This window comes from Geomonas terrae (assembly GCF_004791675.1).
GTDB classification, from domain to species: domain Bacteria; phylum Desulfobacterota; class Desulfuromonadia; order Geobacterales; family Geobacteraceae; genus Geomonas; species Geomonas edaphica.
In genome coordinates this window covers 722,322-745,403 of record NZ_SRSC01000003.1, presented here as the reverse complement: position 1 = coordinate 745,403, position 23,082 = coordinate 722,322, and the positions used below count along the sequence as shown (strand labels likewise).

The window sequence follows — 23,082 nt, the reverse complement described above, 5'->3', positions numbered from 1 at the left end:
AAAACCTCACTTTTCCCATTGAACGCCATGTATGCAGTAATACATCGCGTTTTTAAACTGTTCTACACTCTTAACTGGTATAATAAAAAAATCCAGGTACACTTTTTCAAGATCTTCATAATCTTTTAATTTCGAATTTATCAATTCAACATGTTTAACATGTCTTTCTTTTATGTAATCAGTAATTTTTGATTCTGCATCATCATTATCCGATGCTTTTTTCTCGATATTGTTTATGGCGCTAGTATCATACATGATCAAAACTGGATGAACTAATGTCCTTTTATTGTACTCAGGTGTACCAACAGTAAGACAATTATAAAGTGATTCCACCTCAACGATATTATCGAACAAATTTTTCTTTGCCACTATCAGTTCTTGTAAAATGAAATTGCTTTTGCTCTTACAATAGTTGAATCTATTTATAGACTCTAACGAATCTTTTAATGCGCTAGAAAATTCCTCCCATATCTTTGACTCACCTATGAGCGTAGCGTCAATCTCTTTACCATTTGAGAGTTTATATCTCCCCAAGAAAATGCCATCCCCTCCCTTGTTTTGGTCCCTAAAGCTTGACGGAATTTTACTAGCTATCATTGGACAACGCAGAATGCCTTCAACTAAGGCAAATAGCAGCAGTTCCCCGTACTTACCATCAATGACAGGATTTATCTTTCCAAATACTTTTTGTGCAGCTGAGAAAGCTTTTATATCTCCTGTTTTGTCTATATAATCTTTACCGAACACATATTTATGGATGATCTGGCTTAAGGAGTCGGCTAAAGGCGTAAGATCATTTATAGTTCCAGAGAACTTAAGCGTAAATGCCCGAATTGTTAGCTTGTTACTATCTTCGTTAAAATGACACTTTAACGTATTTTCATGCCAATCGGGGCTAATCTGTATCAAGTCATTCCATTCTATAGACATGTTTACACACACCACCCTTTTTATTTGATGTGGAATATCTTCTTCCACAAATCGTCAACTTGCTCCTCTATTGACAGTGCCTTCATTCCTTTGCAACCTCAAATGCACATGGGCACTATTAACTTAAAGAACCTTAGCGTCTTATGATTTTTTGCAGCTCCTGATGAGTGAGAATTGAGTCTGTCTTTCTATGCACCATCCGATGACAGTTCGAGCAAAGCGTTACCAGGTCAGTTCTAGGGTCCACATGCTGCACTTCATCGAAGGTACTGATTGGTTTCAGATGATGCACTTCAATATATCCGGTTCCACGTTCACCGTATGCCTCTTCAAAATTAAACCCGCATACGTTACAAGCTAAGCCATGATATCTGATGGCCTCCCGCCTGTTGCGAGGATCGCGTTCATACCTCTTCCCAAAGTACTCTCTTACTCCCCCCTCAAGTCTTGGGCCTTTCTCTTCCACTTCCTCAGCATTTACATCTTTGGCAGCTCTCGCCTCTGTCACCTCTCCCGCAAAAGACACCTTATACTTCTTATACCCGTCGAGACGGTAGAATCTAATAATTAGCTTAGATTCCGGCTCATGATTTTGGTTGTATTTCTGATAGTGATATGGGAAAGACGATTTCATGGCCTTGGAGAACTCTGAGTTCCAGAACAGGCGTGTCCTTCCAGTGGAGGGCGTTTCCAAGTCTATGTGGGCCGGGTATTCTGAGTCTTTGAGCAACAGCGTAACATTTCTCTTCTCACCAGGTGCCATCTCCCCTTCTATGAAAAACGATCTGATCGCTATCGGTATTCCTGTGCCCCAATGTATGAACGCTGATTTGTCCAGAACCTTCCAAGCAACGTCCTCACTCTCTATTGTCCATGAAAAGGACGAAACTCTTGATTCCTGGTGGTCAATCACCTTATTATACAGGTCATTTAAGCGGTTACTCTCGTCTGCCCCTATCAAGTAATTCGTATTCTGTCGGAGCCGTAATATCCTGAGACTTCTAAGGACATCATCCGATGCTATGACCTCAGCAGGAAGCAACTTGCCTTCTCGTATTGCACAGTGGGTAACGTTGATCCAGCAACGTAAGGCAACTTCTTCTTCTGGGTTAGTCCTCCAGTACGGCAGTGCCTCAGGATGGTCGAACATTTTTGTTGGCTTCGACGCTATTTTACCTACAGCCACAACACCATATGGTCCACTTTGGCCGCCTTTTGACCTCCAGAAGAAAACACGATCACCGATCTCAATCTGATCTTTATAATGACTTTGCCTTATAGTCCACGCTACCCTGTCGAAAGCACTAAGGTAACCGTCTATGTCAAAGTCTTTGGGATTTTCCTGAAAGATCCAATCGTTCACAAGCCTGCTCCCCGTTACACCACATGTTAAAACTCAGCCCGGTAATTTACGGGGGTGAGTCGTAAATTCTCAACGGCTGGATTTTCAACTATGAAACATTGACCAAAGTTGCATTCCTCGTTGTACTCATAAATCCTATAGATAAAGAACCTATCAGGATGTAACTCACCAAAGGCCACCTCATTGGCTGAAATAAAAAAGGCCGTCGAGATGCCCCCCTTTGTAGTTTTAACTTCTATAAACTTTTTATTACCATTTTCGTCATATGACTCAACATCATAGCCTACACCATCGCCCTCAATTTCTGCGACATGTCTTATACGGTCAGCCAAGTCGTGACGGCCAATCCCCCTTAGAGTATTGGCTTCATACTCGATCACTAAAAGCTCCCCTAGTCTTCCAAGCCTCTTATTTTTAGCATCCTTTTGGGAGTAATCTACATCCCTTTTCCCCTTAAATGTAGGTGTTCCAACTCCCGTTCTCGATGACGGCTTAGGAGGCGAGGACATCTGCAAGGTGTTCAGCACCTTAGGCTTATGAGGTTCAATAAATTCCGAGCCTGTGAAGGTTAGCCCCATCTTTGCCACTACTAATTCAGGGATATCCCAATCCAAAATCTGCCACTTAAAATGAACCGGCTTTTCTCTATCCTTATCATGTGTAATGTAATGTAACCGTCCGAGGTAGGTGTATTTTTTATCTCCCGACGTCCTTAGGAACAGATAAATCGAATTCCTGTCTGAATCATGTCGTATCCATTTTTTTACATCAGGCGACGCAAACCCCTGACGAGCCTGGGTATCCCAGGCCAAAACTCCCTGCTCAGTAAGTCCGTCATCATAGACTTTCCCTGTATGCTGGACCTTTCCCAGGGTCACAAAGAAGGCGTAATCCCCTGGTCTATCCTTCAACCCAATCGGCCCCTGAAGTCCCCATGTTCCAGCTTGGGGAGTAAAGCTATCATCAGGGGCAAGAATGTCATGAACATCTTTTCGATCGTAGTCTTCGTACAGGATCAAGGTGCTGTTTGCACTTGGCTCAGGCTTGGCTATCACTTGTTGTTCCCTCGGCTATTTGATATCTTTAAGTTTATATACCTTAAATGATCCAAGACAGTCAGGCCATAGCAGATTTCTTGCGGCAAAGACATCTTGAACACACTGTGGTAACGTAAGGGGCAAAGCATAATTTTTAACGTCCTCTAAAGCTGCTATGAGCCTTTTACCCAAAATCAAAAATTCTTCGAGCTGGCAAACATAAACAAATTGAGATGGATTGGCGGCATGGGTTGCTGGTGATATTGGGCCAACGAAGAGCAACCTTACATCTTTACTCTCCGTGTTGTCATATACCCACTGCAAGTGGTCATTCATTTGGCCGATATCCCCTTTAGTATAATTGGAGGTTTCCTTCTTATCCGTCTTTACCTCCATGCATAATGCCGGACATCCCGGTAGCAACCACAACACATCAGGACCTGTATTACATTCATTATCCGGCCGCAAAGCCTGAAGCCCTAGGTACTGCCCGAGAGCTCTCAGAGCTTCTTCAGTTTGGCTACTTGTTCCAGCCCCATCAAGAGCAGATAGATCACTAGCTATGGTTTTGGGAAGAGAAATCTTACCTTCTTCATTTATTTTAAACTGACTTGCTACCTCGATCACCTGATCTGTGAAAGCCTTACCGGACATAGCCTTAGCAAATGTGCATATCTGTGGAATATTTTTCTGAACTTGATGAGCTTTGCTGTACATACCAGTTGCCCGTTCCGAATCCCCCATTAATTCATAAGCCATTCCCAGCCACAGTGAATGCCAAGCCCCCGTATTCGATGAAACCGCGAAGGTCGATTCAAGAGACTCAGCAAAGACCTTAGCAGCACCTGCATAATTACGATCCCACATCATGGCTCCAAAAGTAACTTCAGCACTTGCGATAGCGACTGACTCCTCTTCTGAGTCCACACCATTTAGTTCCACGTCGGTATTCATAAACTGTTCATAAGCTTTCAGCCATCCTTCTGACCTGCCAAGACACCCTGTTAAGGCAGAGTCAACATCTTCTGCCTTCTTCAGGTTTTTAGAAACCTCCTGCCCAAGCATTATCTGCATAGTCAGAAATCGTGGTAGATAAGCTTGGTTTTTAGGAGTCAGCAGCCAATCCACCAGTTTTTTCCCAGTGATTAGAACCCCACCATGATCACTTAGTCCTCGGGATATCCTGCCAAAACTTTGGATGATCCTGGAGGCAACAGTTGACCTTAGAGTTTTATTGAGGTTAAGGCTCTCCCACATATACCGTTCAAGATGCCCGAGACCAGTGGGCAAATCATCAATAACCATCACTCGGCAAGTATCCCCTGGCAAATCAACACCATCATAGCGTGCAGCAAGGACAAGCTTTGGAGTGCTACTATCTTTCTTAAACATATCTACTGATTCCGTCACCTTCTCCTGTTCGGGAATGTAGGCAATGTCATCCCACAGCTTGGAACGCTTACGGGTCGGTACAAGAATCAAAGTTTTCCTACCTTTGATTGCCTCCTTAGCCACCGCCACATCGTTTTCATCTACATTTGATGGAAAGAGAATTAATCTTTCGCATTTCCCAGCTTTTGTCTCAGGAGCTATAATAATTTCTGGAACTTTTCCGAAAGTCCTAGTAAATGCATCAGGAGCGCCCAAAGTTGCTGAGAGGTAGATTCGCCTCACCTCTTTTCGAAAGTAAGGTAACTGTCTGATTGGAATAAATGGAGGAGTTATGGTGAGACTGCCTCCTGAAATAACAAATGCACATAGATCAATCCGGTCACGCAGGTACTCCCAAGGGAAAGCAGTCTCAATGTTGCTTGACAGTTTTGCCGAAGTCAGCACTCTCACTATTTCACTAAACTGACGATGAACCTCGAATGGAGGTACGAAGAGAAGCTTTTGGCATCCGGGTGTTGCTAGCTCTTCAAAAGTTCCAGATTTACCAATATTGTAAAAATACTCCCTGAATAATGCGATCAAAGTCGAGTAAAGAGCAGCGTTTTCTTTTCGGTCTATTTTAAGAGAAAAATGATCTCGTATAATATGTTCAGCGGCATGAGCATCGTCAAATATAACGGCATCGACATCTTCTCGGGCAAATTTAGAACCACCTCGGAACACCGCTTGATAGGTGGTAATACAAGGGGCCTTTCCCCTACTGTACAAGTCGTTGCTGAACCCTCCTCTGAAGTACGTCGTACACTGCAACCCATACCCTTTAGCCTTCCCTGCCGTTTGCTCCACCAGTTGAATGGAGCTGCAAACATAAATCACCTTCCCTTTTGTTTCGTTTACTAGGGACTGTGCCATTAAAAGCCCAACTAGGGTTTTACCGGCACCAGTATTAAGCACGAGTCCTATATCTCCGCGACTCCGGTTCTTATGCCACTCTCTCAGAGCATCTCCTTGCGCTAACCAGAGGTCATTTATTGCTGGATCAGTTACTTTTACCTTGATGAAGAGCTCAATAGGGTCTACAGGTGCAACTTCCTGTTTTGGTGGTTTAATCCCTGAAAAATCAAAAGTGGTCATTGCCAATTCCTTTTTTCGTTCTCGTAACTCGCCTGAATTCCCATGGCGGTTGAGGGTTATACGTCTTCCAGAGGCCAAGGTGTTGTTGCCGTGCAGTTTCTTCCACTGCTATGAACTCTGACGCATAAGGTGTATCGAGGTAATGACGATAAGCCCAAGCCCACCCTTCAGCTACCATCTCTTTATTGACATTCCTGCTTCCGAGCCAGACTAAGCAGACCAGCCTTTTGTAGCGGTCAATACCCATGACGTCGAGCTTTACTCTTTGCCCCAATACCTTACCAGTGAGGGCCTTCCATGCCTCATCACCGTGTGCTTGACCAACCTTACTGATTCGTCCTGTCCGCTTGCTTGCTTTTTCTGTTTCGGGGGCATCTATGCCATACAATCTAACTCTCAGCTTAGTCCCCAGCGGGTCCAATACTCTGATGGTGTCTCCATCTGAAGCCTTAGTGACCATGCCGTCAATCGAGCGGATAGGTCGCTTTGCGCTTACCCAATCAGGAGCCAGGATCACTGCAAACACGAAGAAAATGAGACAAATCCTAAGAGGATTGTTCACGGCACCTCCGACACAAGAAAGCTCTTATATATCAAATTTAACGTTTGGACGCCACTCAATACCGGCGCATGGATGACCTTGTGGTGAAAAACCAAGCACGTTCGGCTTTTACTGTGCAGGCGGAGTTGCTGGGCTGTCCACCCGATACAAATGGAAACGCCCCGATCCTCTTGATAGGACTGGGGCGTCGTCTTCCACTAACAATGTACAGAGGAGAATCGTTCTCCTGGCGCGCAAAAACAATGGTCCATGCAGTTATGTACTTTCATTACATTAAAGTTCCAATTCCTTATAAAAATATAAACTTAAACATGGAAACTACATAATGTACATAACTACACTGTCACCTGAGGAGAAGCAGCATCCTCCGTTGGTTGATCATTCAGCCTGACACAAGACCAAGCGTACCCACTGCCCTCTCGCGCTTTAACATAACCACGAGATGTCAGCGTTGCGGTGAACGCTTTGCGACCGATGGCATCTAGATCATTATCAGCAGCCCAGGTCTTGTATGCCTTGTGTAACGCATCAACGCCTACCTTGCTGTTGGGTTCCATAACACAACACTCGCCTAAAAATCGTGCTACAGGGTCCATCTCTAACCTGTGGTCCTCAAGGGCATTTACTACTATAGCAGGAGGTTTCAGCCCTTCCTGCTGCCATAACAGACATCCCCTGATGGCCCAATTCAGGATACCAGATGCTTCTTGCTTCAGTTTGTCCAGGAGGTCTTTATCTTGCTCCTCCTTTGATATGGTAACAGCAAATGGTATCAGGTGGATTCGATTCATTAGGGCAACATCCGTAACATTAAACCTAGGAATCTGATTAGTCAGCAGGAATATTTTGAACGTCGGGTAGAAGTCGATCGGTTCCTTGAACTTGAAGCAAGCCGTGTATTTGTCCCCTCCAGTCAACCTCTTGATTTTCGACTCAGCAAGGGCGAACTGCTTTTCCGCCTCGGAGGCCATTACTAACCTTGCCCCTTTAAGCCTCATCACGTCGCTGCTGGCTGCACCAGGCAAGCTTACTATGAATGTTTCCATCATTGTCGATCCGGCATAGTCCCCCAACAGGCTCATAACTGCATTGATGAAGAGGGTCTTGCCATTGTCGCCGCTACCATGCAAGACAAAGAAGCATTTCTCCCTCGTTTCTCCGGTAAGAGAATAGCCAATGACCTTCTGTATGTACCGGAGCAGGTCACGATCACCAGCGAAGAGGGTATTTATGGTAGCTTCCCACAATGGACACTCCGCCTCGGGTGAATACTCTACCGGGGCTATTTTCGTCATGTAGTGAATTGGGCTGTGCTCCAACAGTGAACCAGTCTTGAGGTCAACAATCCCGTTCTGGACGTTGAGCAGCCAAGGGTTGGAGTCGAGAACGTCTTGGCTAATCGGTAGACGGGGCTGAGTTAAGGCAAGCATATTGGTAAGCTTATTCCGCTGAAGGCTCTTTTTGGCCCAGTCGTTTAATTCCCTTGCCTCATTGATGTCCTTCTCGGCGGCTGCTTCTTGGGATATACTCCTTGCGGTTTCCAGGGCAAGGAGCAACACCTTCTGAGATTCATCTAGCCTCCAGAGCTTCCCCGTCCAGAGATACCAGGACTTCATCTTACTGCAATACTTGGCGACGTCCCCATATAGGGTGACGAATCTTTCGACATTACCGATGTCTGTGGTCTTTTCCATGCCTTCACCTCAGTAACGCCGTATCGCGCTCAGTGGACTGATGAAGCTTCAGAAAGCGAACACGAGGGAGGTGGTGGCAGGCAATGTACTTCTTAATCTCCTTGCACCTGACAGATCGGGTGTTGTTAAAGATGAGTTGAAAAACCCCTTCGATGGAGAGGACGTGAACCCTCCTCCTCGTTGTCCATTCAGGGACATACACCTTGTCTCTGTTCTCAAGGTCAACCCTGTACGCGCCATCGACCCCATGGATCGCAACAGTTACGTTTTTGATGCCCAAGATACCGCAGATGTCATGAGCCATGTGCATAACCCGCCCATCATGCTCTACGGTCCTTACCCGTGCCCATGTTTCCCCGAATATTTTTCCCAACGTAACGTTTATTTCAAGACCGGTCGTCATATCGAAACTCCTATTTCTGATTAGAGGTTGAGAACTAGACATAGGGGACCATTGCGGTCCCCTTGCTATTCAGATGGTTATTCACTGCCCCTGCTTATCGGTTAAGGTGGCCAGTTTGGCCTGTAGCATTTCCTCAATGATCTGCTCGGTGATCTTTGTGCCATCCTTCTTGAGTTGCTTGGTGATAAGCCTTTTTTCCTGGGCAATGAACCTGCTCCATGCCTCCGCCTTGCCTTCCTCTTCCGTCGGCAGAATGGCTGGTTTACCTTCCCTGCTTGATTTTATGGCCGCCTCGGTGGTCAGATCATCCATGGCATGATTAAAGAACTGCTGCAAAGACTTGTCATCGAAAACCGGTACAACCAAGGCATCCTCAAGAGCCTTGACCCTGCTCTCCTTCAACCAGAACCTCGGATTTGCAAGAGTATCCAGGAATTTGGACTTCATGTTCGCTTGCCTCGCCAGATCAACATTCCCGGCAGGCTCTGCCGATTGGGGAGGGGCTATTACGATTACCTCCTGGGCAACGGCCACTTCACCTTGCACCTCGGCCTGAACCTGAATCAGCTGCTCCGCTCCAGCCACTACCTCAGTTGCCACCGTGTACTTATGCACTTCTGTTTCCATGTCTTTCTCCTTTTGGTATTGATGTGATTTGCGGCTCGTGCCGCTTTAGGTGGTCAGGAACATACCGGAGTTAACAGGGGATTTCAGAAGACAAGGTGGGTAAAGGTGGTGCAAGGTGGGGTGAGTATTTTGCAAAGGTGGTGTAGGGTGGAGGTAGGTGGAAAGCTGGAAAGATACCGGCATGCAGATCTGATATAAAAAACGGGAAGGCCACAAGAGACCTCCCCGCTAACTACCAAGACACTAACCTTTTATCAGACTTCTTCTGCTTTAAATTTTTTATAAAGGCGCCTACAAGCACCGGAAATCCCTTTTAGATGCTCAGTTGGCAATGCCTCAAGCTCAAAGTTTATTAGTTTCTGCTCAAGTTCCTTGACATTTGCTAACTCGCCTTTACTACGAATCAATCCGGCCGCAACAGATGCATCAATGATAGATGCAAGGGTGTCCTCATTTATATCCGGTTTAACTGATCTATCCGTGTAACTTTTGTATTCTTCCGGCAGGGAATTGTATATTCTCTCCACTAAGCGCATAGGAATACCATCGAATGCCTTGTTATAAGCTTCTCGGAAAATAGGTGCATTGGCAGGCTTAGGTAAGTTATTCTCATAAAACAACAAACCTATCCTGGTTGCTATTCCAATTGTTTTATTTAATTTTTTCACTTCTTCCTGCAACATCCCATAGTATTTTTTAATATCATCGAACTTTTCTTTTGACAAATCTTCTAACTCAACACCTTTGTATATCGGATACTTAACTTCTTCAACGTCATATACTATGTCAGATTCAGTATGCGTATGCAAATCTCTACGTTTATCAAACTTCCCCCCAAGATCTAAAAGTATGTTTATAAACTCTATTGGTATATCAATGTTGTTTTTCAAAGCCCATACCACAAAGTATATGGGATTGATTTTGGATTTGTGTATATTTATTTCGTCACACTGTTTATCATTCTCACAATCATAAACAGTTTCAGCTAGTAGCAACTCTTTGGCTTTGATACCTGTTTGAATTATATGATAAATGTTATCTCCTACAGTTACACGTTCAGCCTCTGCTTCTTGTTCTGTCTTGTAAGACTTGTGTCTTAAATAGTAAAAAGCAAGATAAACCAGCGCCTCATTAATAGTCCAATAGGCTTTTTTCACTATTAAGTCATAGTTTGGTTGTGTATATGCTAGTTTTTCAGTGCTGTCCATTATCACCACCTAGTGCCTGATTGAACATCAGTAAGCATGAAACATGCTGTCGAGTTAAGGCATGGGATTCACAATCCCTTGCGCTATTCAAAATGATTGAGTTATTTAAGCACTTACAACCGCAAACCTGAAAGTGTTGCATATTCTGCGGCAAAACGCTTAACTTCTATCATACAATTCCCCTTGCAACAACAGATACTTGAGTCTTTTAGGCTCGGATCACGAAAGATCGTTTTGTGCCTTTTACAAAATGATCTTGAGTGACCGAAACGGTTTCTGTTCACCTGAACACTTGGCCACTCATGCCGCAAAAGGTACCCCGGGGTCGGTTATCTTTTACTTTCCGAAGCCCCATATCCCTTGACTCTCCTGGTACTATATTATGCATTCTATTTCCCAGTGGGAATTTGCCTTTCATACTCTCTGCTTCCTTGCTAGCAACACGATGACAGCACTCCTCCCCTTGCCCCCACCGATGAAGTAAAAGCTCTCTTACGAGAGTTGGCAGACGTTCCCTTTGGTACTACCGACAAGGCGCGGTAATTACCTCATACATGGCGATGCATTCGTCAACTATTATCACCCTGTAAAGTTGACATTTATCCAAGACTTTCAATGCTTTAGTCACGTGAGCATCTTAGCTGTATTGAGCATCACTTCTCCAAACACCTCTACCCCTTCCAGGGTCTAATCTCGACGCCGTAATCTATGAGATTCAATGCCTCTAACAACACTTTGGGTTGATACCTCTTACCATACCGGCTCATCGTCATTGCATGGCTACCGTGGCTGTGCCCTACCAACTCTGCGATTACTGTATCCTGGACCCCAGCCTGCTTCAGGGTATCTGTCACAAGATGTCGAAACGAGTGGAAGACCTTCTTGGCATCATCCGTTACATACTCCCTGTTAAACCGCTGATACCACTTCCCAAATCCGTTACTGTAGCCGTGGATGTCCATCCAGGTAAGGTTCATCCATAGTCTTGGAGCCTTAGACCGTCGCAACTTTTCGACGTATTCCAGCATCCCGAGCTTTAGTAGCTTCGGGTGCATAGGGACCATCCTTTCACTGGCTTGGTTCTTAAGCCTTTTGTCCTTGGTGTCGTTGACGCTAAAGCACCATACGCCATCAACATCTTGAACGTCCGCTACGTATAACTGGCAGATTTCATTTAAGCGCATACCTGAGTAGCAGGCTATCAAGGGTATCCAGTACCGCTCAGGTGTGGTTTGGTCGAAAGGCAGGTTAGCAACTATTCTTTTCAGGTCCTCTACGCTGTAGGTGCTCCGGTCCTCGTCTGCTCGTTTCTTCTCCGACAGTTTCAATCCGGTAGCATTGTTTACTGGGACTATGCCCTCATCTGTGCAATATCGGAGCAATGCCGCCATCCCGCCTATATGCTTGTTGACAGACTTGGTGCTCATGGGGGTGATATCTGACATCTCAAGCAACTGCTGAATTGTCTGGTCTGGGTACCGCTTGTACCGATTTGCAGGGAGCCGCATTAGCTTTGATCTTAGGTCAAGCATCGTCTGCTTCGTTATTGTCGTTACGTCGATATCCATCTGGATATCCAGCAAGAGCTTGAATACCCCATCCATTTCCATTTTGGTCTTAGGTGTCCACTCTGACTGCTTCTCCAGCATGTACTGCTCGATTATCTTGGATAGGCAAGGACCTGCGGGTTTGCCCAAGGCCTGTGTGTATGCTGCTATCGGCTGTTTGGTGGGAGATACTTCTTTGACTAGCTCCTTAGCCATGGCCTCATCGAGAATACCCGTACGCAAGAGGGTGAAAACTCGCTTTACCGCATACTCAAGGTTGACCAACATGGTCTTGGCTACAGATAGGTCCCTAGTCTTTAAGGACTTCGTGATAAACTTGGTGGGGAAATGTGGCTGCAGGTCTACCGGCACCTTCATTCTGTAGTAGAAGAAGCCTTCACGGCATATTATGTGGGTTGGATATGACAAAACCTCTTACCTCCGTGTAACCACTTGTGTACACAGGAGTAAAAGGTCTTGTTTTTCTCTAGCAATTCTAGCTAGTTAGAGTATTGGCTGGGGCGCCAGGGATCGAACCTGGGAATGACGGGATCAAAACCCGTTGCCTTACCGCTTGGCGACGCCCCAATATTCGGTTTTGCTAAATCGTTTTCACAGCTACGGAGAACCAACCTTGTGCCGCGGCTATCTCCGTCGCGGCCTTCTGGGCGATCGCTTCTTCTTCGAAGATTCCGAAGACAGTGGCGCCGCTTCCCGACATGAGGGAACCGGCCGCTCCGGCTTCAAGCAGCATCGCCTTCAATTCGTTCAGAACGGGATGCTTACCGCAGGTGACCGGCTCAAGGTCGTTGGAAAGAAGCTCGGCAACTTCTGCGGCGCTGCTGTATGAACCGCGGATTATAAAGTCGGCCTGCTTTGTTGTCAACCTCAAATTTTGGTACACCCAAGCGGTAGGAACATGGATTCCTGGATTCACCAGCACCACCCAGAGAGCAGGCATGGACTCCATCGCGGTCAGCTTTTCCCCGACCCCTTCGGCGAGCGCTGTTTTCTTGAAAATGAAGAACGGGACGTCGGCCCCAAGCTTCACGCCGATCTCCATCAGGCGCTCGTCGGAAAGATTGAGGTCGAGCAGGTCGTTCACCCCCATGAGTACGGTGGCGGCATCGCTGCTTCCCCCTCCCAGTCCGGCCGCAACGGGAATCCGCTTGTTGATGGCAATGTCAATCCCCACGGCCTTATCGGAGAGCTGCAAAAGCGCATCGGCCGCGCGCCAGGCTATATTGCCCGGACCGTCAGGAACCCCTTTCTTGCCGCAGGTAACGCGTATCCCCGGCACATCGTTGAGGGAGATGATGACCTCGTCGCACAGGTCGACCCGCTGCATCACCATGCGCAGATCGTGGTATCCGTCCGGCCGCTTCCCCAGCACGTCCAGCCGGTAGTTCACCTTGGCTGGTGCCAACAGGTGCAGTTTTGCCACAGGAATACTCCTTCACCCAGTACGGGTTTGTCTTTAGTGGTCCTTCATAACCTCGCTCAGCACGCAGGTCGCGTAGGCGCCGCGCGGCAGCGAGAAGTCGAACAGCAGATCTTTTCCTTCCTCACGCACCGAAGCCGAGGAGAGCGGTACCCTGAGTGGGCGACGCTCACCTTCCATGCGCAGGCCGCCGGATAGGTTGAAGCTCTCCGGAGTGAGACCCTCCCCCGCCAGGATCCGGGCTTCGAGGTCCCCCTGGAGTCCCTGCGCCTCCATCATGGTGCACCCGAACATGGGGCCGGTGGGGGAGATCTCGAAAGAGAGTGCGCGCGGCGCCTCGACAGCGGCATCCTGAACGAGGAAGCAGGCACCGTTTTCGTGCTTGAAAGCGACGTCCCCCACCTCGACCCGGTCGAAGGTCTCGAGCCGCTGTTCCAAAACTGCGTCGAACAGCGAGGACTGGAAGGCGGAGAGGTAAAGACGCTTCATGCGCGGCTGCACCGCATGGAAAGCCCGTTCAAAGGCGTCCGGGCGCTGCAGCAGACGTGAGAGGAGCTCCCGCTCAACGCGGAAGTGGCCGGGGTAGAGCGCGAGGCTCCCGGCCAGGTCGCCGGCACGGTAGGCGCTTATCGCCTCGCGCCAACGCTCGTCGCTCACCTGTTCAGGGTCCCCGATCAGGATGTCGATGGCGGCCTTGAAATCTCGCCGCAGCATGGCGGCGCCGATGTCATGGGTGTTTCCCTGCACGCCGTAGCGTTGTGCGCCGAAACGGTTGGGAACCCCGCGCCCGACAAGCACCTTCAAGGCTGCCTCGGCGTTTGTCAGCGCCCCCAGGGCCACGTCGCGTACCCTTATTTCGAACCGGTTCCCCTTCAGGTGCCCAAGGCGCAACTTGTTGCCGTGTTTCACCGCAGCGAGCACCTTGATACCGGGGATGTCGAGGGCGAGAACCTTCTCCGGGGCGACGCGCGGGATGGAGATGGCCTGCCTGGTTATGCCTACGGCGTCCTTCATGCCGGCGTAGCCGATGTCGCGTTCCTGCACGCCGAGGGCCTTCGAGAGGCGGCGCACGGCCTCGAGGGTGGTGATGCCACGCTTTTCAACGGTGGCGAAGCAGTGTTCCCCCTGCCCGCTCGGCTGATAGGCCGGGACCTCCTCCACGATGAAGTCTTCCGGGCTGTTCTTGATGATGCCGCCCGTTCCCGGCACCTCTGCGGTCAGATATCTCTGCACTACCCCTCCGTCCAGCGTTTTATCAACCGCAGCATCATACCCAGTAGAGATACCTGTTTCAACTGCTTTCGTAGCACTCGGTTCGTGAAGCGAGCGCCGGCGCCTCCAAGGTGCGACTTTATCGAGAATAACTACCAGGCTGCGGTGGAAGCAATAAGCCACACCCGGAGTCGGTAAAAAGGTCGAGCAAACGTTTTACCCGCTGATATACTTGTGACGCATATCTCTTATATCTCATTCAAAGGGGAATGAAGCATGAGCAGCAAGGCCAATGCCAGAACGATCAGGGCCAATGAGCTTATTGAGAACCGCAAATGGCTCAAAGAGCAGATCACACCATTCTTCTTCAACTCGATGCAGGACGAGCCTGAGGCGCTGGAGCTCCTTGAGCGTGAGCTCCGTTCCCTGAAAACCAACCGGCGCCTGATCCTGGCCGACCGTGACAAGAGCCTGATTCTTGCCCGGGTCAACGAGCCGGGGTCGCTCTACGACTCGCTGCGTCATTTCCAGGACCGGGAGATCTCCTATGCCATGATCACCCACTCCGACGGCCCGATGCCCGAGATGACGCAGGCGCTCGAGATCCAGCGTTTCGAGTTCGACCGCAAGGCGAACGACGACATCAAGGCGTGGCGAGAGGTGCAGCTTCCCCCGTCCCTCACCCGCAAGGTGGCGGCACAACTGCGCCGCAGCTATCCCGAGTTCGACATGAAGGAGTTCGACCGGCTCCTGAAGATACTCTGGCTAAACAACGAGAACTACGTGAGGATATCTTCTCCCCTGCGCGTGGCCCAGGTGCTGCAATTACAGCAAAAGGCGACCAGAAGCGGTGGCCTGTACCTGTACGTCGAGTCGACCCCGGACGTGAAGATATCGCGGGTGCACTTCGCGGTGGCGAACCCGCCCCAGAAGGAATTCCTCCTGCAGCTCATGGAGGTGTTCAACCGGCTCGACCTTGGTGTGAACCGCGCCTACTGCCTCACCATATCGAACGGCGTCCACCCCTATTTCCTGGGAACCTTCCTCGTGAACCGGCGCTCCGGTGAGACCCTGGAGCCGGGATCGGAGCTTTTTCGCAAGCTGCAGCAGGAGCTTTACAACACCCAGATCGTCTCGACGAAGAGCTACACCTACCGCGAGTTCGTGACCGCGGGGCTCATGACCGGCGAGGAAGCCTCCCTCGTCAACGCCTTCATCGCCTTTTGCCACACGAACCTCGCCCACAACCAGCCGGACCGTTTTGGCCTGGACGACGTGCAGAGCGCCTTCCATGCGCACCCGGAGATGTCGCTGCAAATGGTGAAGCTCTTCAAGGCCCGTTTCGACCCGGCCATCACAGAGAGCAGCCAGATCTACGGCTCCACGCTCCAGGAGACACTGCAGGCGGTGAACGATTACAACACCGGGCATCGCTACCTGGACGAGGTGCGGCGCGCCATCTATCGCTGCTGCCTCATCTTCATCACCCACACGCTGAAGACCAACTTCTTCGTCCTCGAGAAGCAGGCGATCGCCTTCCGCCTCTCCCCCACCTACCTGACCGAGCTCGGGGCGGCCTTCACCGGCGACCTGCCGCAGGCGACCCCATTCCGGGTGACCTTCTTCTTCAGCCGCTATGGTTTCGGCTACCACATAGGCTTCTCCGACATCGCCCGCGGCGGCTGGCGCACGGTCATCGCTAGAAACGGCGACGATTTCATCACCAACGCGAACACCATATTCCGCGAGAACTTCGTCCTCGCCCACACCCAGCACCTAAAGAACAAGGACATCTACGAAGGGGGATCGAAACTCGTCCTCATCCTCGACGCCTCCGACCTCCAGAGGGGAAGCGAGCGCCAGATGGAGACGTGGCGTCTTTACAAGCTGCAGCACGGCGTGACCCACGCCTTCCTGGACATCTTCGTAACCGACCACGGGATCGCCCGCTCCCCTGCGGTGGTCGACTACTACCGCGAGGACGAGCCGATCGAACTGGGCCCGGATGAGAACATGCACGACTCCATGATCGAGAACATCGCCCGCCTGTCCAAGCGGCGCGGCTACATCCTCGGGATCGGCATCATGTCGAGCAAGGAGGTCGGGATAAACCACAAGGAATACGGCGTCACGTCAACCGGTGTGGTGAAGTTCGCCGAGATTACCATGGCGGAGCTCGGCACCGACATCTATCGCGACCGTTTCAGCGTGAAGTTCACCGGCGGCCCGAACGGCGACGTGGCGGGAAACGCCATGCGCATCATGCTGGAGCGCACACCCAACGTGGCTATAAAGCTCATCCTGGACGGCACCGCCGCCCTGTGCGATCCCGACGGCGCGGACCGCCATGAGCTCTCGCGGATCCTTTTGAAGCAGGACCTGGACGCCTTTGATCCGCAGGCGCTGCACCCGGGCGGCTTCCTGCTCTACCGAAGCGGCAGCCGGCGCGAAGGTTTGCGCGAGCTTTACCGCAAGGTTTCGCAGACAAACGACGGGCTGCGCGAGGAGTGGATCTCAACCGACGAGTTCTCGAGGGTGTACGCAAGCCTCCCCTTCACCGTGAAGACCGACCTCTTCATCCCGGCGGGGGGACGTCCCGAAACCATCGACAAGGACAACTGGCAGAACTACTTCCTGCCGAGCGGCGCCCCGTCAGCTGGGGCCATCGTCGAGGGAGCCAACTCGTTCATCACCCCCGAGGCGCGCGTTCAGTTGCAGAAGAAGGGGGTCATCATCATGCGCGACGCCTCCGCCAACAAGTGCGGGGTGATCTCGTCCTCCTACGAGATCATCGCTAACCTGCTTTTGAGCGAGGCCGAGTTCCTGGCACACAAGGAGCGTTACGTGCAGGACGTCCTGGAGATCCTCGAGCAGCGGGCGGCGGACGAGGCGAAGCTGATCCTCAAGCGGCACCGCGAGCAGCCCGGGCTTTTGTGCACCGAGATCTCCGACGCGCTAAGCGGCGAGATAAACGAGCATTACGCCACCATCTACCGTTTCTTCCAGAAGCGCCCGCAGCTTTGCATGCAGCCCATCTACAAAAAGGCGATCCTCTCCCACCTCCCCAGGATGCTCCGGGAGGAACCTAGGTACGCGAAGAGGATCTCGCGCCTGCCGCAGAAGTACCTGTTCGCCATCTTAGCCGCCGAGATCGGCTCGTCGCTTGTCTACCACGGCGACCGCGAGGCGGATTTCGAAGCAACGCTAAAGGGGCACCTGGCGCGGATGGTAGGGTAGGAGCTTTGATGCATTAAATACGAAGAGGGGGGCCCTGTTGCTGGGTCCCCCTCTTCGCGTTCTGAGCAGGCGTACTACTTGACCTTGTAGTGCATGAAGTAGATCTGCTTCCCCTCGGCCATGAATTTACGCATGTATTTGGAGAGGTGGTACTCGGGGAACTCGTGGCGGTAGAGATCGGGGGCGAACTGGTTCTCAAGCGCGGCGATCTCCGGGAGCGCGTTGGCGACGTCGAGGCCATAGTCGTCGAAGTCGGTGGCGAAGTAGAAGTCGGCTCCCGGCACCATGTAGTCGAGCAGGAATTCGATGAACTCGCGGTTCACCAGGCGCCGCTTGCGGTGGCGCTTCTTGGGCCAGGGATCGGGGCAGTTGATGTAGACCGCGGAGAGACTCCCCTTGGGGATGCGCTCGGTGACGAAGGCACGGGCCTCGTCACGCACCACGCGTACGTTGGTGACCCCGTGGCGGTCCATGCGGCGGCAGGTCTTGTCGCACCCCTTGTTGTAGAAATCGATGGCAATGAAGTTGGTGTCGGGCTTATCCAGCGCGGTCTTCAGCATGAAGTCCCCCACGCCGCAGCCGATTTCCAGGGCCAGCTTGTTGTCGTTGCCGAAGATGCCCGGCCAGTTGGGCGGGTTCGGGAGATCTTCGAGTTTCAGGTAGTTGGGGGAGTCGATGTGGATGAAGGATTGCGTCATCGGTACCTCTTGCGTATTTTGTCGCCGGGAACATAGCACAAAAAGCGCTGTCACGCAAAGACGCAAAGGTGCAAAGACAACCATAGGGAAAGGCCGGCATGTTTTTCCTACCTCGCGTGGCACACAATCAGGTTAGGCTCAGCGTCCCACTGCAAGCCAAACCCGGTCTCTCACAGTTTTCCGACGCTTTCCTTGCCATTTTTTCCACGGCATGTTAATTATATGCGGTTGAAATAAGGCAAAAAAAGGAAAACAACAGCATGAAATTTACCGAGCTGCACCTGCCGGAAGTGGTCCTGAAGGGGATCGAGGAGACCGGCTTCACAGACTGCACACCGATCCAGGAAAAGGCGCTGCCGCTTGCCCTCTCGGGCAAGGACGTAGCGGGACAGGCCCAGACGGGCACCGGCAAGACCGCCACCTTCCTCATCTCCATCTTCACCCGCCTGCTAAACCAGCAGAAAACCGGCGCCGAGCATCATCCCCGCGCCCTGATCCTCGCCCCCACCCGCGAACTGGTTGTGCAGATCGAAAAGGACGCCCAGACGCTGGGTAAGCACACCGGCTTCAACATCCAGGCGATCTACGGCGGCGTCGACTACATGAAGCAGCGCGACGCGCTGAAGGCCGGCGCCGACATCGTCATCGGCACGCCGGGCCGCCTCATCGACTACCTGAAGCAGAAGGTCTACTCCCTGAAGGACGTCGAGGCGCTCGTCATCGACGAGGCGGATCGCATGTTCGACATGGGGTTCATCGCGGACCTCCGCTTCATCCTTAGAAGGCTCCCCTCCTACGACAAGCGCCAGAACCTCCTCTTTTCCGCGACGCTCAACACCCGCGTGATGGAACTTGCCTACGAGTTCATGAACATGCCGGAGAAGGTCTCTGTGACCCCCGAGCAGATGACCGCCGAGCGCGTCGAGCAGGTGCTCTATCACGTATCCCGCAAGGAAAAGTTCCCGCTGCTTCTGGGGCTGCTCAGGAAGAAGGGGATGGACCGGACCATGATCTTCGTGAACACGAAGCGCGAAGCCGAGTACCTGCAGGATCGCCTCAACGCCAACGAGTTCCCCTGCCGGGTCATCTCGGGAGACGTCGAACAGCGAAAGCGCATGAAGATCCTTTCCGACTTCAAGGCGGGCCTCCTCCCGATCATGATCGCCACCGACGTCGCCTCCCGCGGCATCCACATCGAAGGTGTCTCCCACGTCATCAACTACGACCTGCCGCAGGACTGCGAGGACTACGTGCACCGCATCGGGCGCACCGCACGCGCAGGCGCCGAGGGGATGGCCATTTCGCTGGCGGACGAGGACGGCGCCTTCTTCATCGAGGCGATCCAGGAGTTCATCAAGCAGAAGATCCCCACCGAGTGGGCCGAGGACGACATGTTCGTCCACGACTACAAGAGGACGGCCAGGCCTCCGCGCCGCACCGATGACAAGCCCGGCGGCCGTGGCGGCAAGTCCGGCGAGCGCGGGGGTAAGCCCGGGCGCGGAGAGTCCCGCGGCAGGGGCAGGTCCGGTTCCGACAAGGAGAAACCGGAGCAGAAGGTGGCCAAGCCCGCCGCGGAGGAGAAAGCGCCGTCAGGTGAGGCAGCCGTTACGGGGGATGCAGCGGCGAAAAAGAAGCGCCGTCGCCGCAAGCCGAAGGCGAAGACCACGGAACAGCAGCCCGAGCAGCCGTGACCGGAAAGGGACGTCCGCCGCGCAAATACTCCCAGGCAGGAAGGGTCCACGACGTGATCCGGCTCATCGAGGCGCGCCACGGCATCTCCGTCGCCGAACTCGCCGAGGAGGCCGGCGTCAACAAGCGCACCATCCACCGCGATCTGGTCGCCATACAGGAGGCGGGCTATCCGCTCATCTCCGACTGGCAGGACGGCGAGAAGGTGTACCGGTTCCTGACCCGCTTCAAGGACGTCCCCCCGATCAGCTTCACGCTCCAGGAGCTGATGACCCTGTCCCTGCTCCGCTCACAACTAGACCCATTGAAGGGAACCCCCTTCATGGAAGACATGCAGAGCGTCTTCGGCAAGGTGAACTCGGTGCTGCCGCCGCGCCTTGCCGCCCACATGGAACGCATCGCCGAGGTCTCGCTCCCCCTTTTACAGGGGAAGCGGGACTACTCGCGCTGCGCCCACCACCTAAGAGAGATCCGCAACGCCCTCCTCTACCAGCAGAGCATCGTCATCTCCTACCGCTCCCCCGGTCGCGCCGAGCCTTCCGACTACAAGGTCGATCCGTACACCCTGCTCTTCCAGAAGGGGGGCATCTATCTTATGGGGTACGCGCAGCAGCGCGATGCGCTGCGCACCTTCGCCATCGAGCGCATCTGCGGCGTCGAAACGCTGAAGGAGCGCTTCGAGATCCCGGAGGGGTACCGCCCCGGACAGGCGCTTGGCGAGGCCTTCGGCATCGTGGCAGAGTCTCCCATGGACGTGGTGGTCCGCTTCTCCGCCTCCATCGCCCACGCGATAAAGGACCGCATCTGGCACTCCTCGCAGAAGATCGATGAGCAGGCGGACGGATCGATCCTCCTTAGCTTTCATGCCGGCGGCAAGATGGAGATTCTCTCCTGGCTTCTCTCTTACGGCGCGCACGCCGAACTCATCTCACCTGCCGAACTTCGGGAAGAGCTGGCAGGCATGGCGCAAGCCACCGCCCTCCTCTACCGCGGTGCCTGATTCACCCCCTCCCCCTCCCGCGTTGACAAGCATTTTCGTTCCGTATATAAAAAGACCTTCAGATTCAGGAGGGCTTTTGATGGCTGACGCCGCTGCAACGACCAAACTCGCCGAACTCATCCTCAAACGTATCCGCACCCGCGGTGACATCACCTTCGCTTCATTCATGGAGTCCGCTCTTTACGAGCCGGACCTCGGCTACTACACCTCGCCGGGACGCAAGGTGGGCGCCGAGGGGGACTTCTACACCAGCATGAACGTCCACAGCGCCTTCGGCCGCCTCATCGCGCGCGAGATCGGAAGGTTCTTCGAACTGCTCGGCACCCCCGCCTCCTTCACCGTGGCCGAGGCGGGCGCCGGCGGGGGGCAACTGGCCCAGGACATCCTCGACGCCGCCGCCGAGGAAAACCCGGCACTCTACGCCGCACTGACCTACCGCCTCATCGAGAAGGAGCCTTCCCTCAAGGAGGCACAGGCCTCGCGTCTTGAGCGCCATGCGGAGCATCTCGCCTGGAGCACCCCGGAGGAGCTTGCTAAGGGCGAGCTTTCCTTCACCGGTTGCATCATCTCCAACGAGCTCTTCGACGCCATGCCGGTGCACCTCGTCGAGATGACGGAGTCGGGCCTCAAGGAGATCTTCGTTTCGGCCGACGGGGAGGGGTTCCGCGAAAAGCTCCTCGCACCGTCCACCGCCGAACTGGAAAACTACCTGCGGCGGTTCGAAGTGAGGCTCATGCCTGGACAGCGGGCCGAGATTAACCTTGCCGCGCCCGCCTGGATCGCCTCCGCCGCGAAGGCACTGGAACGCGGCTTCGTGCTCACCGTCGACTACGGCTATCTAGCCGAAGAACTCTACACGCCGCAGCGGCGTAACGGCACCCTGCTCTGCTACTACAAGCACTCCACCAACGAGGACCCGTACCGCCAGGTCGGCGAGCAGGACATCACCACCCACATCAACTTCAGCGCCCTCATCGAGGCGGGGAACGAGGCGGGTCTTGCAAGCGCCTGGTACGGCGAACAGTACCGCTTCCTGCTCGGCGTCGGGCTCATCGAGGAGCTGATGAAACTCGAGGCCAAGGCGAAGGACGAGCAGGAAAGCCTGAAGCACCGTCTCGCCATCAAGAAACTCATGCTCCCGGAGGGGGGGATGGGAGATACCTTCAAGGTCCTCATCCAGGCAAAGGGGGTTGAGAAGCCGCAGCTTCTTTGCATGAGGAAATGGGGCATGGGGCTGTGACCACCGCGCTCAAGGCGATCGTCTTCGACCTCGACGGGACCCTGTACCAGGAGGAGCGCCTGGGTGAGCAGGTGAACCAAAGCGCCATCAACTACGTGGCCGACCTCAAGGGAGTCCCGCCCGAAGAGGCGGAAAAGCTGCTGCAGCAGACACGCGAGCAGGACCAGGAAGGCGGCACCCTGAGCCGCGCCGTGGTCGCCCTCGGGGGGACCTTGAAGGAGCTGCACCGCCGCTTCGCCGCCAATTGCACACCGGAAACGCTGCTAAAGCCCGACCCGCGCGTACAGGAACTTTTGCGCGCACTCAAAAAGCGTTACCGGCTGCACCTCTACACCAACAACAACCGTGACCTTTCCGGGCGCATCATGGAACGGATCGGCATCACCGGCCTGATGGACCGGGTCTTCACCATCGAGGATTACTGGATCCCGAAGCCGGACCGCGCCATCATCACCGACATCCTTTCCCAAATCGGCTGCCTTCCTTCCGAGACGCTCTTTGTCGGTGACCGCTATGACGTCGATCTTGCCGTCCCCAAGACATTAGGGTGCGCCGTCCTTGAAACAAGAACCACAGAAGAGCTGCTGACACTGGCAGATCTGGTACACTGATACACCAGACTGCGAGACAGGGACGCACCTATGTCACCTGTGCTCCATCGAACAAGG

Annotated in this window: 18 protein-coding genes and 1 tRNA gene; 5 read left to right on the top strand and 14 right to left on the bottom strand. The window is 52.8% G+C overall.

Translation table 11 applies throughout. The annotated features are described in order from the left end of the window. Nucleotides 1–6: 6 nt before the first annotated feature. The 13 genes from E4633_RS15075 to truD all read right to left on the bottom strand — a co-directional run bounded on the left by E4633_RS15075 (nucleotide 7) and on the right by truD (nucleotide 14,571). The gene (locus E4633_RS15075) at nucleotides 7–978 is read right to left on the bottom strand and encodes a Hachiman antiphage defense system protein HamA (protein ID WP_135871392.1); all 972 of its coding nucleotides are present in this window, start codon (nucleotides 976–978) and stop codon (nucleotides 7–9) included. Between the two features lie 85 nt (nucleotides 979–1,063). Then, entirely contained in the window at nucleotides 1,064–2,293 is a 1,230-nt protein-coding gene (locus tag E4633_RS15070; protein WP_135871391.1) for an EVE domain-containing protein, read from the bottom strand. A 26-nt stretch (nucleotides 2,294–2,319) separates the two neighbouring features. Continuing rightward, a complete protein-coding gene (locus E4633_RS15065; RefSeq protein ID WP_135871389.1) occupies nucleotides 2,320–3,348 on the bottom strand; it encodes a DUF3427 domain-containing protein in 1,029 nt (342 codons plus the stop codon). Between the two features lie 15 nt (nucleotides 3,349–3,363). Continuing rightward, nucleotides 3,364–5,856, bottom strand: a complete 2,493-nt coding sequence (locus E4633_RS15060) for a DEAD/DEAH box helicase family protein (protein WP_135871387.1) — start codon at nucleotides 5,854–5,856, stop codon at nucleotides 3,364–3,366. Beyond that, nucleotides 5,843–6,418 (bottom strand): thermonuclease family protein, encoded by a 576-nt coding sequence (locus E4633_RS15055; protein ID WP_246038158.1) that lies wholly within the window; start codon nucleotides 6,416–6,418, stop codon nucleotides 5,843–5,845. Before E4633_RS15055 ends, E4633_RS15060 begins: the two co-directional genes overlap by 14 nt. 335 nt (nucleotides 6,419–6,753) lie before the next feature. Next, the gene (locus E4633_RS15050) at nucleotides 6,754–8,112 is read right to left on the bottom strand and encodes a DNA primase family protein (RefSeq protein WP_135871385.1); all 1,359 of its coding nucleotides are present in this window, start codon (nucleotides 8,110–8,112) and stop codon (nucleotides 6,754–6,756) included. 4 nt (nucleotides 8,113–8,116) lie between these two features. Next, nucleotides 8,117–8,515 carry a BRO family protein gene (locus E4633_RS15045; protein ID WP_162605004.1) on the bottom strand — a complete coding sequence of 133 codons (399 nt, stop codon included), beginning with the start codon at nucleotides 8,513–8,515 and terminating at the stop codon, nucleotides 8,117–8,119. Between the two features lie 81 nt (nucleotides 8,516–8,596). Then, on the bottom strand, nucleotides 8,597–9,142 hold the full coding sequence (locus E4633_RS15040; protein ID WP_135871381.1) for a hypothetical protein: 546 nt from the start codon (nucleotides 9,140–9,142) through the stop codon (nucleotides 8,597–8,599). 254 nt (nucleotides 9,143–9,396) lie between these two features. Next, nucleotides 9,397–10,350 (bottom strand): hypothetical protein, encoded by a 954-nt coding sequence (locus E4633_RS15035; protein ID WP_135871378.1) that lies wholly within the window; start codon nucleotides 10,348–10,350, stop codon nucleotides 9,397–9,399. A gap of 671 nt (nucleotides 10,351–11,021) precedes the next feature. After that, nucleotides 11,022–12,326: a site-specific integrase gene (locus E4633_RS15030; protein WP_135871376.1), complete on the bottom strand. Its 1,305-nt coding sequence runs from the start codon at nucleotides 12,324–12,326 to the stop codon at nucleotides 11,022–11,024. Between the two features lie 84 nt (nucleotides 12,327–12,410). Next, nucleotides 12,411–12,485: transfer RNA gene (locus E4633_RS15025), tRNA-Gln, on the bottom strand. Nucleotides 12,486–12,498: 13 nt separating this feature from the next. Continuing rightward, nucleotides 12,499–13,341, bottom strand: coding sequence for a 4-(cytidine 5'-diphospho)-2-C-methyl-D-erythritol kinase (gene ispE, locus E4633_RS15020; protein WP_135871374.1), 843 nt, complete (start codon nucleotides 13,339–13,341; stop codon nucleotides 12,499–12,501). Nucleotides 13,342–13,374: 33 nt separating this feature from the next. Then, the gene (gene truD / locus E4633_RS15015; protein ID WP_135871372.1) at nucleotides 13,375–14,571 is read right to left on the bottom strand and encodes a tRNA pseudouridine(13) synthase TruD; all 1,197 of its coding nucleotides are present in this window, start codon (nucleotides 14,569–14,571) and stop codon (nucleotides 13,375–13,377) included. Nucleotides 14,572–14,826: 255 nt separating this feature from the next. Between truD and E4633_RS15010 the strand changes: the two genes are divergently transcribed. Continuing rightward, nucleotides 14,827–17,787: an NAD-glutamate dehydrogenase domain-containing protein gene (locus E4633_RS15010; protein ID WP_135871370.1), complete on the top strand. Its 2,961-nt coding sequence runs from the start codon at nucleotides 14,827–14,829 to the stop codon at nucleotides 17,785–17,787. Between the two features lie 74 nt (nucleotides 17,788–17,861). Here the strand turns inward: E4633_RS15010 and trmB are convergent, their stop codons facing one another. After that, nucleotides 17,862–18,485, bottom strand: a complete 624-nt coding sequence (gene trmB, locus E4633_RS15005; protein WP_135871368.1) for a tRNA (guanosine(46)-N7)-methyltransferase TrmB — start codon at nucleotides 18,483–18,485, stop codon at nucleotides 17,862–17,864. Nucleotides 18,486–18,745: 260 nt separating this feature from the next. Between trmB and E4633_RS15000 the strand changes: the two genes are divergently transcribed. The 4 genes from E4633_RS15000 (at nucleotide 18,746) to E4633_RS14985 (ending at nucleotide 23,025) form a co-directional block, all read left to right on the top strand. Then, a complete protein-coding gene (locus E4633_RS15000; protein ID WP_135871366.1) occupies nucleotides 18,746–20,176 on the top strand; it encodes a DEAD/DEAH box helicase in 1,431 nt (476 codons plus the stop codon). Beyond that, the gene (locus E4633_RS14995; RefSeq protein WP_135871364.1) at nucleotides 20,173–21,174 is read left to right on the top strand and encodes a helix-turn-helix transcriptional regulator; all 1,002 of its coding nucleotides are present in this window, start codon (nucleotides 20,173–20,175) and stop codon (nucleotides 21,172–21,174) included. Before E4633_RS15000 ends, E4633_RS14995 begins: the two co-directional genes overlap by 4 nt. 79 nt (nucleotides 21,175–21,253) lie before the next feature. Next, complete coding sequence (locus E4633_RS14990) at nucleotides 21,254–22,414, top strand: class I SAM-dependent methyltransferase (protein WP_135871362.1); 1,161 nt, start codon at nucleotides 21,254–21,256, stop codon at nucleotides 22,412–22,414. Next, nucleotides 22,411–23,025: an HAD family hydrolase gene (locus E4633_RS14985; RefSeq protein ID WP_162605003.1), complete on the top strand. Its 615-nt coding sequence runs from the start codon at nucleotides 22,411–22,413 to the stop codon at nucleotides 23,023–23,025. The genes E4633_RS14990 and E4633_RS14985 overlap by 4 nt, the downstream gene beginning before the upstream one ends. Nucleotides 23,026–23,082: the final 57 nt, after the last annotated feature.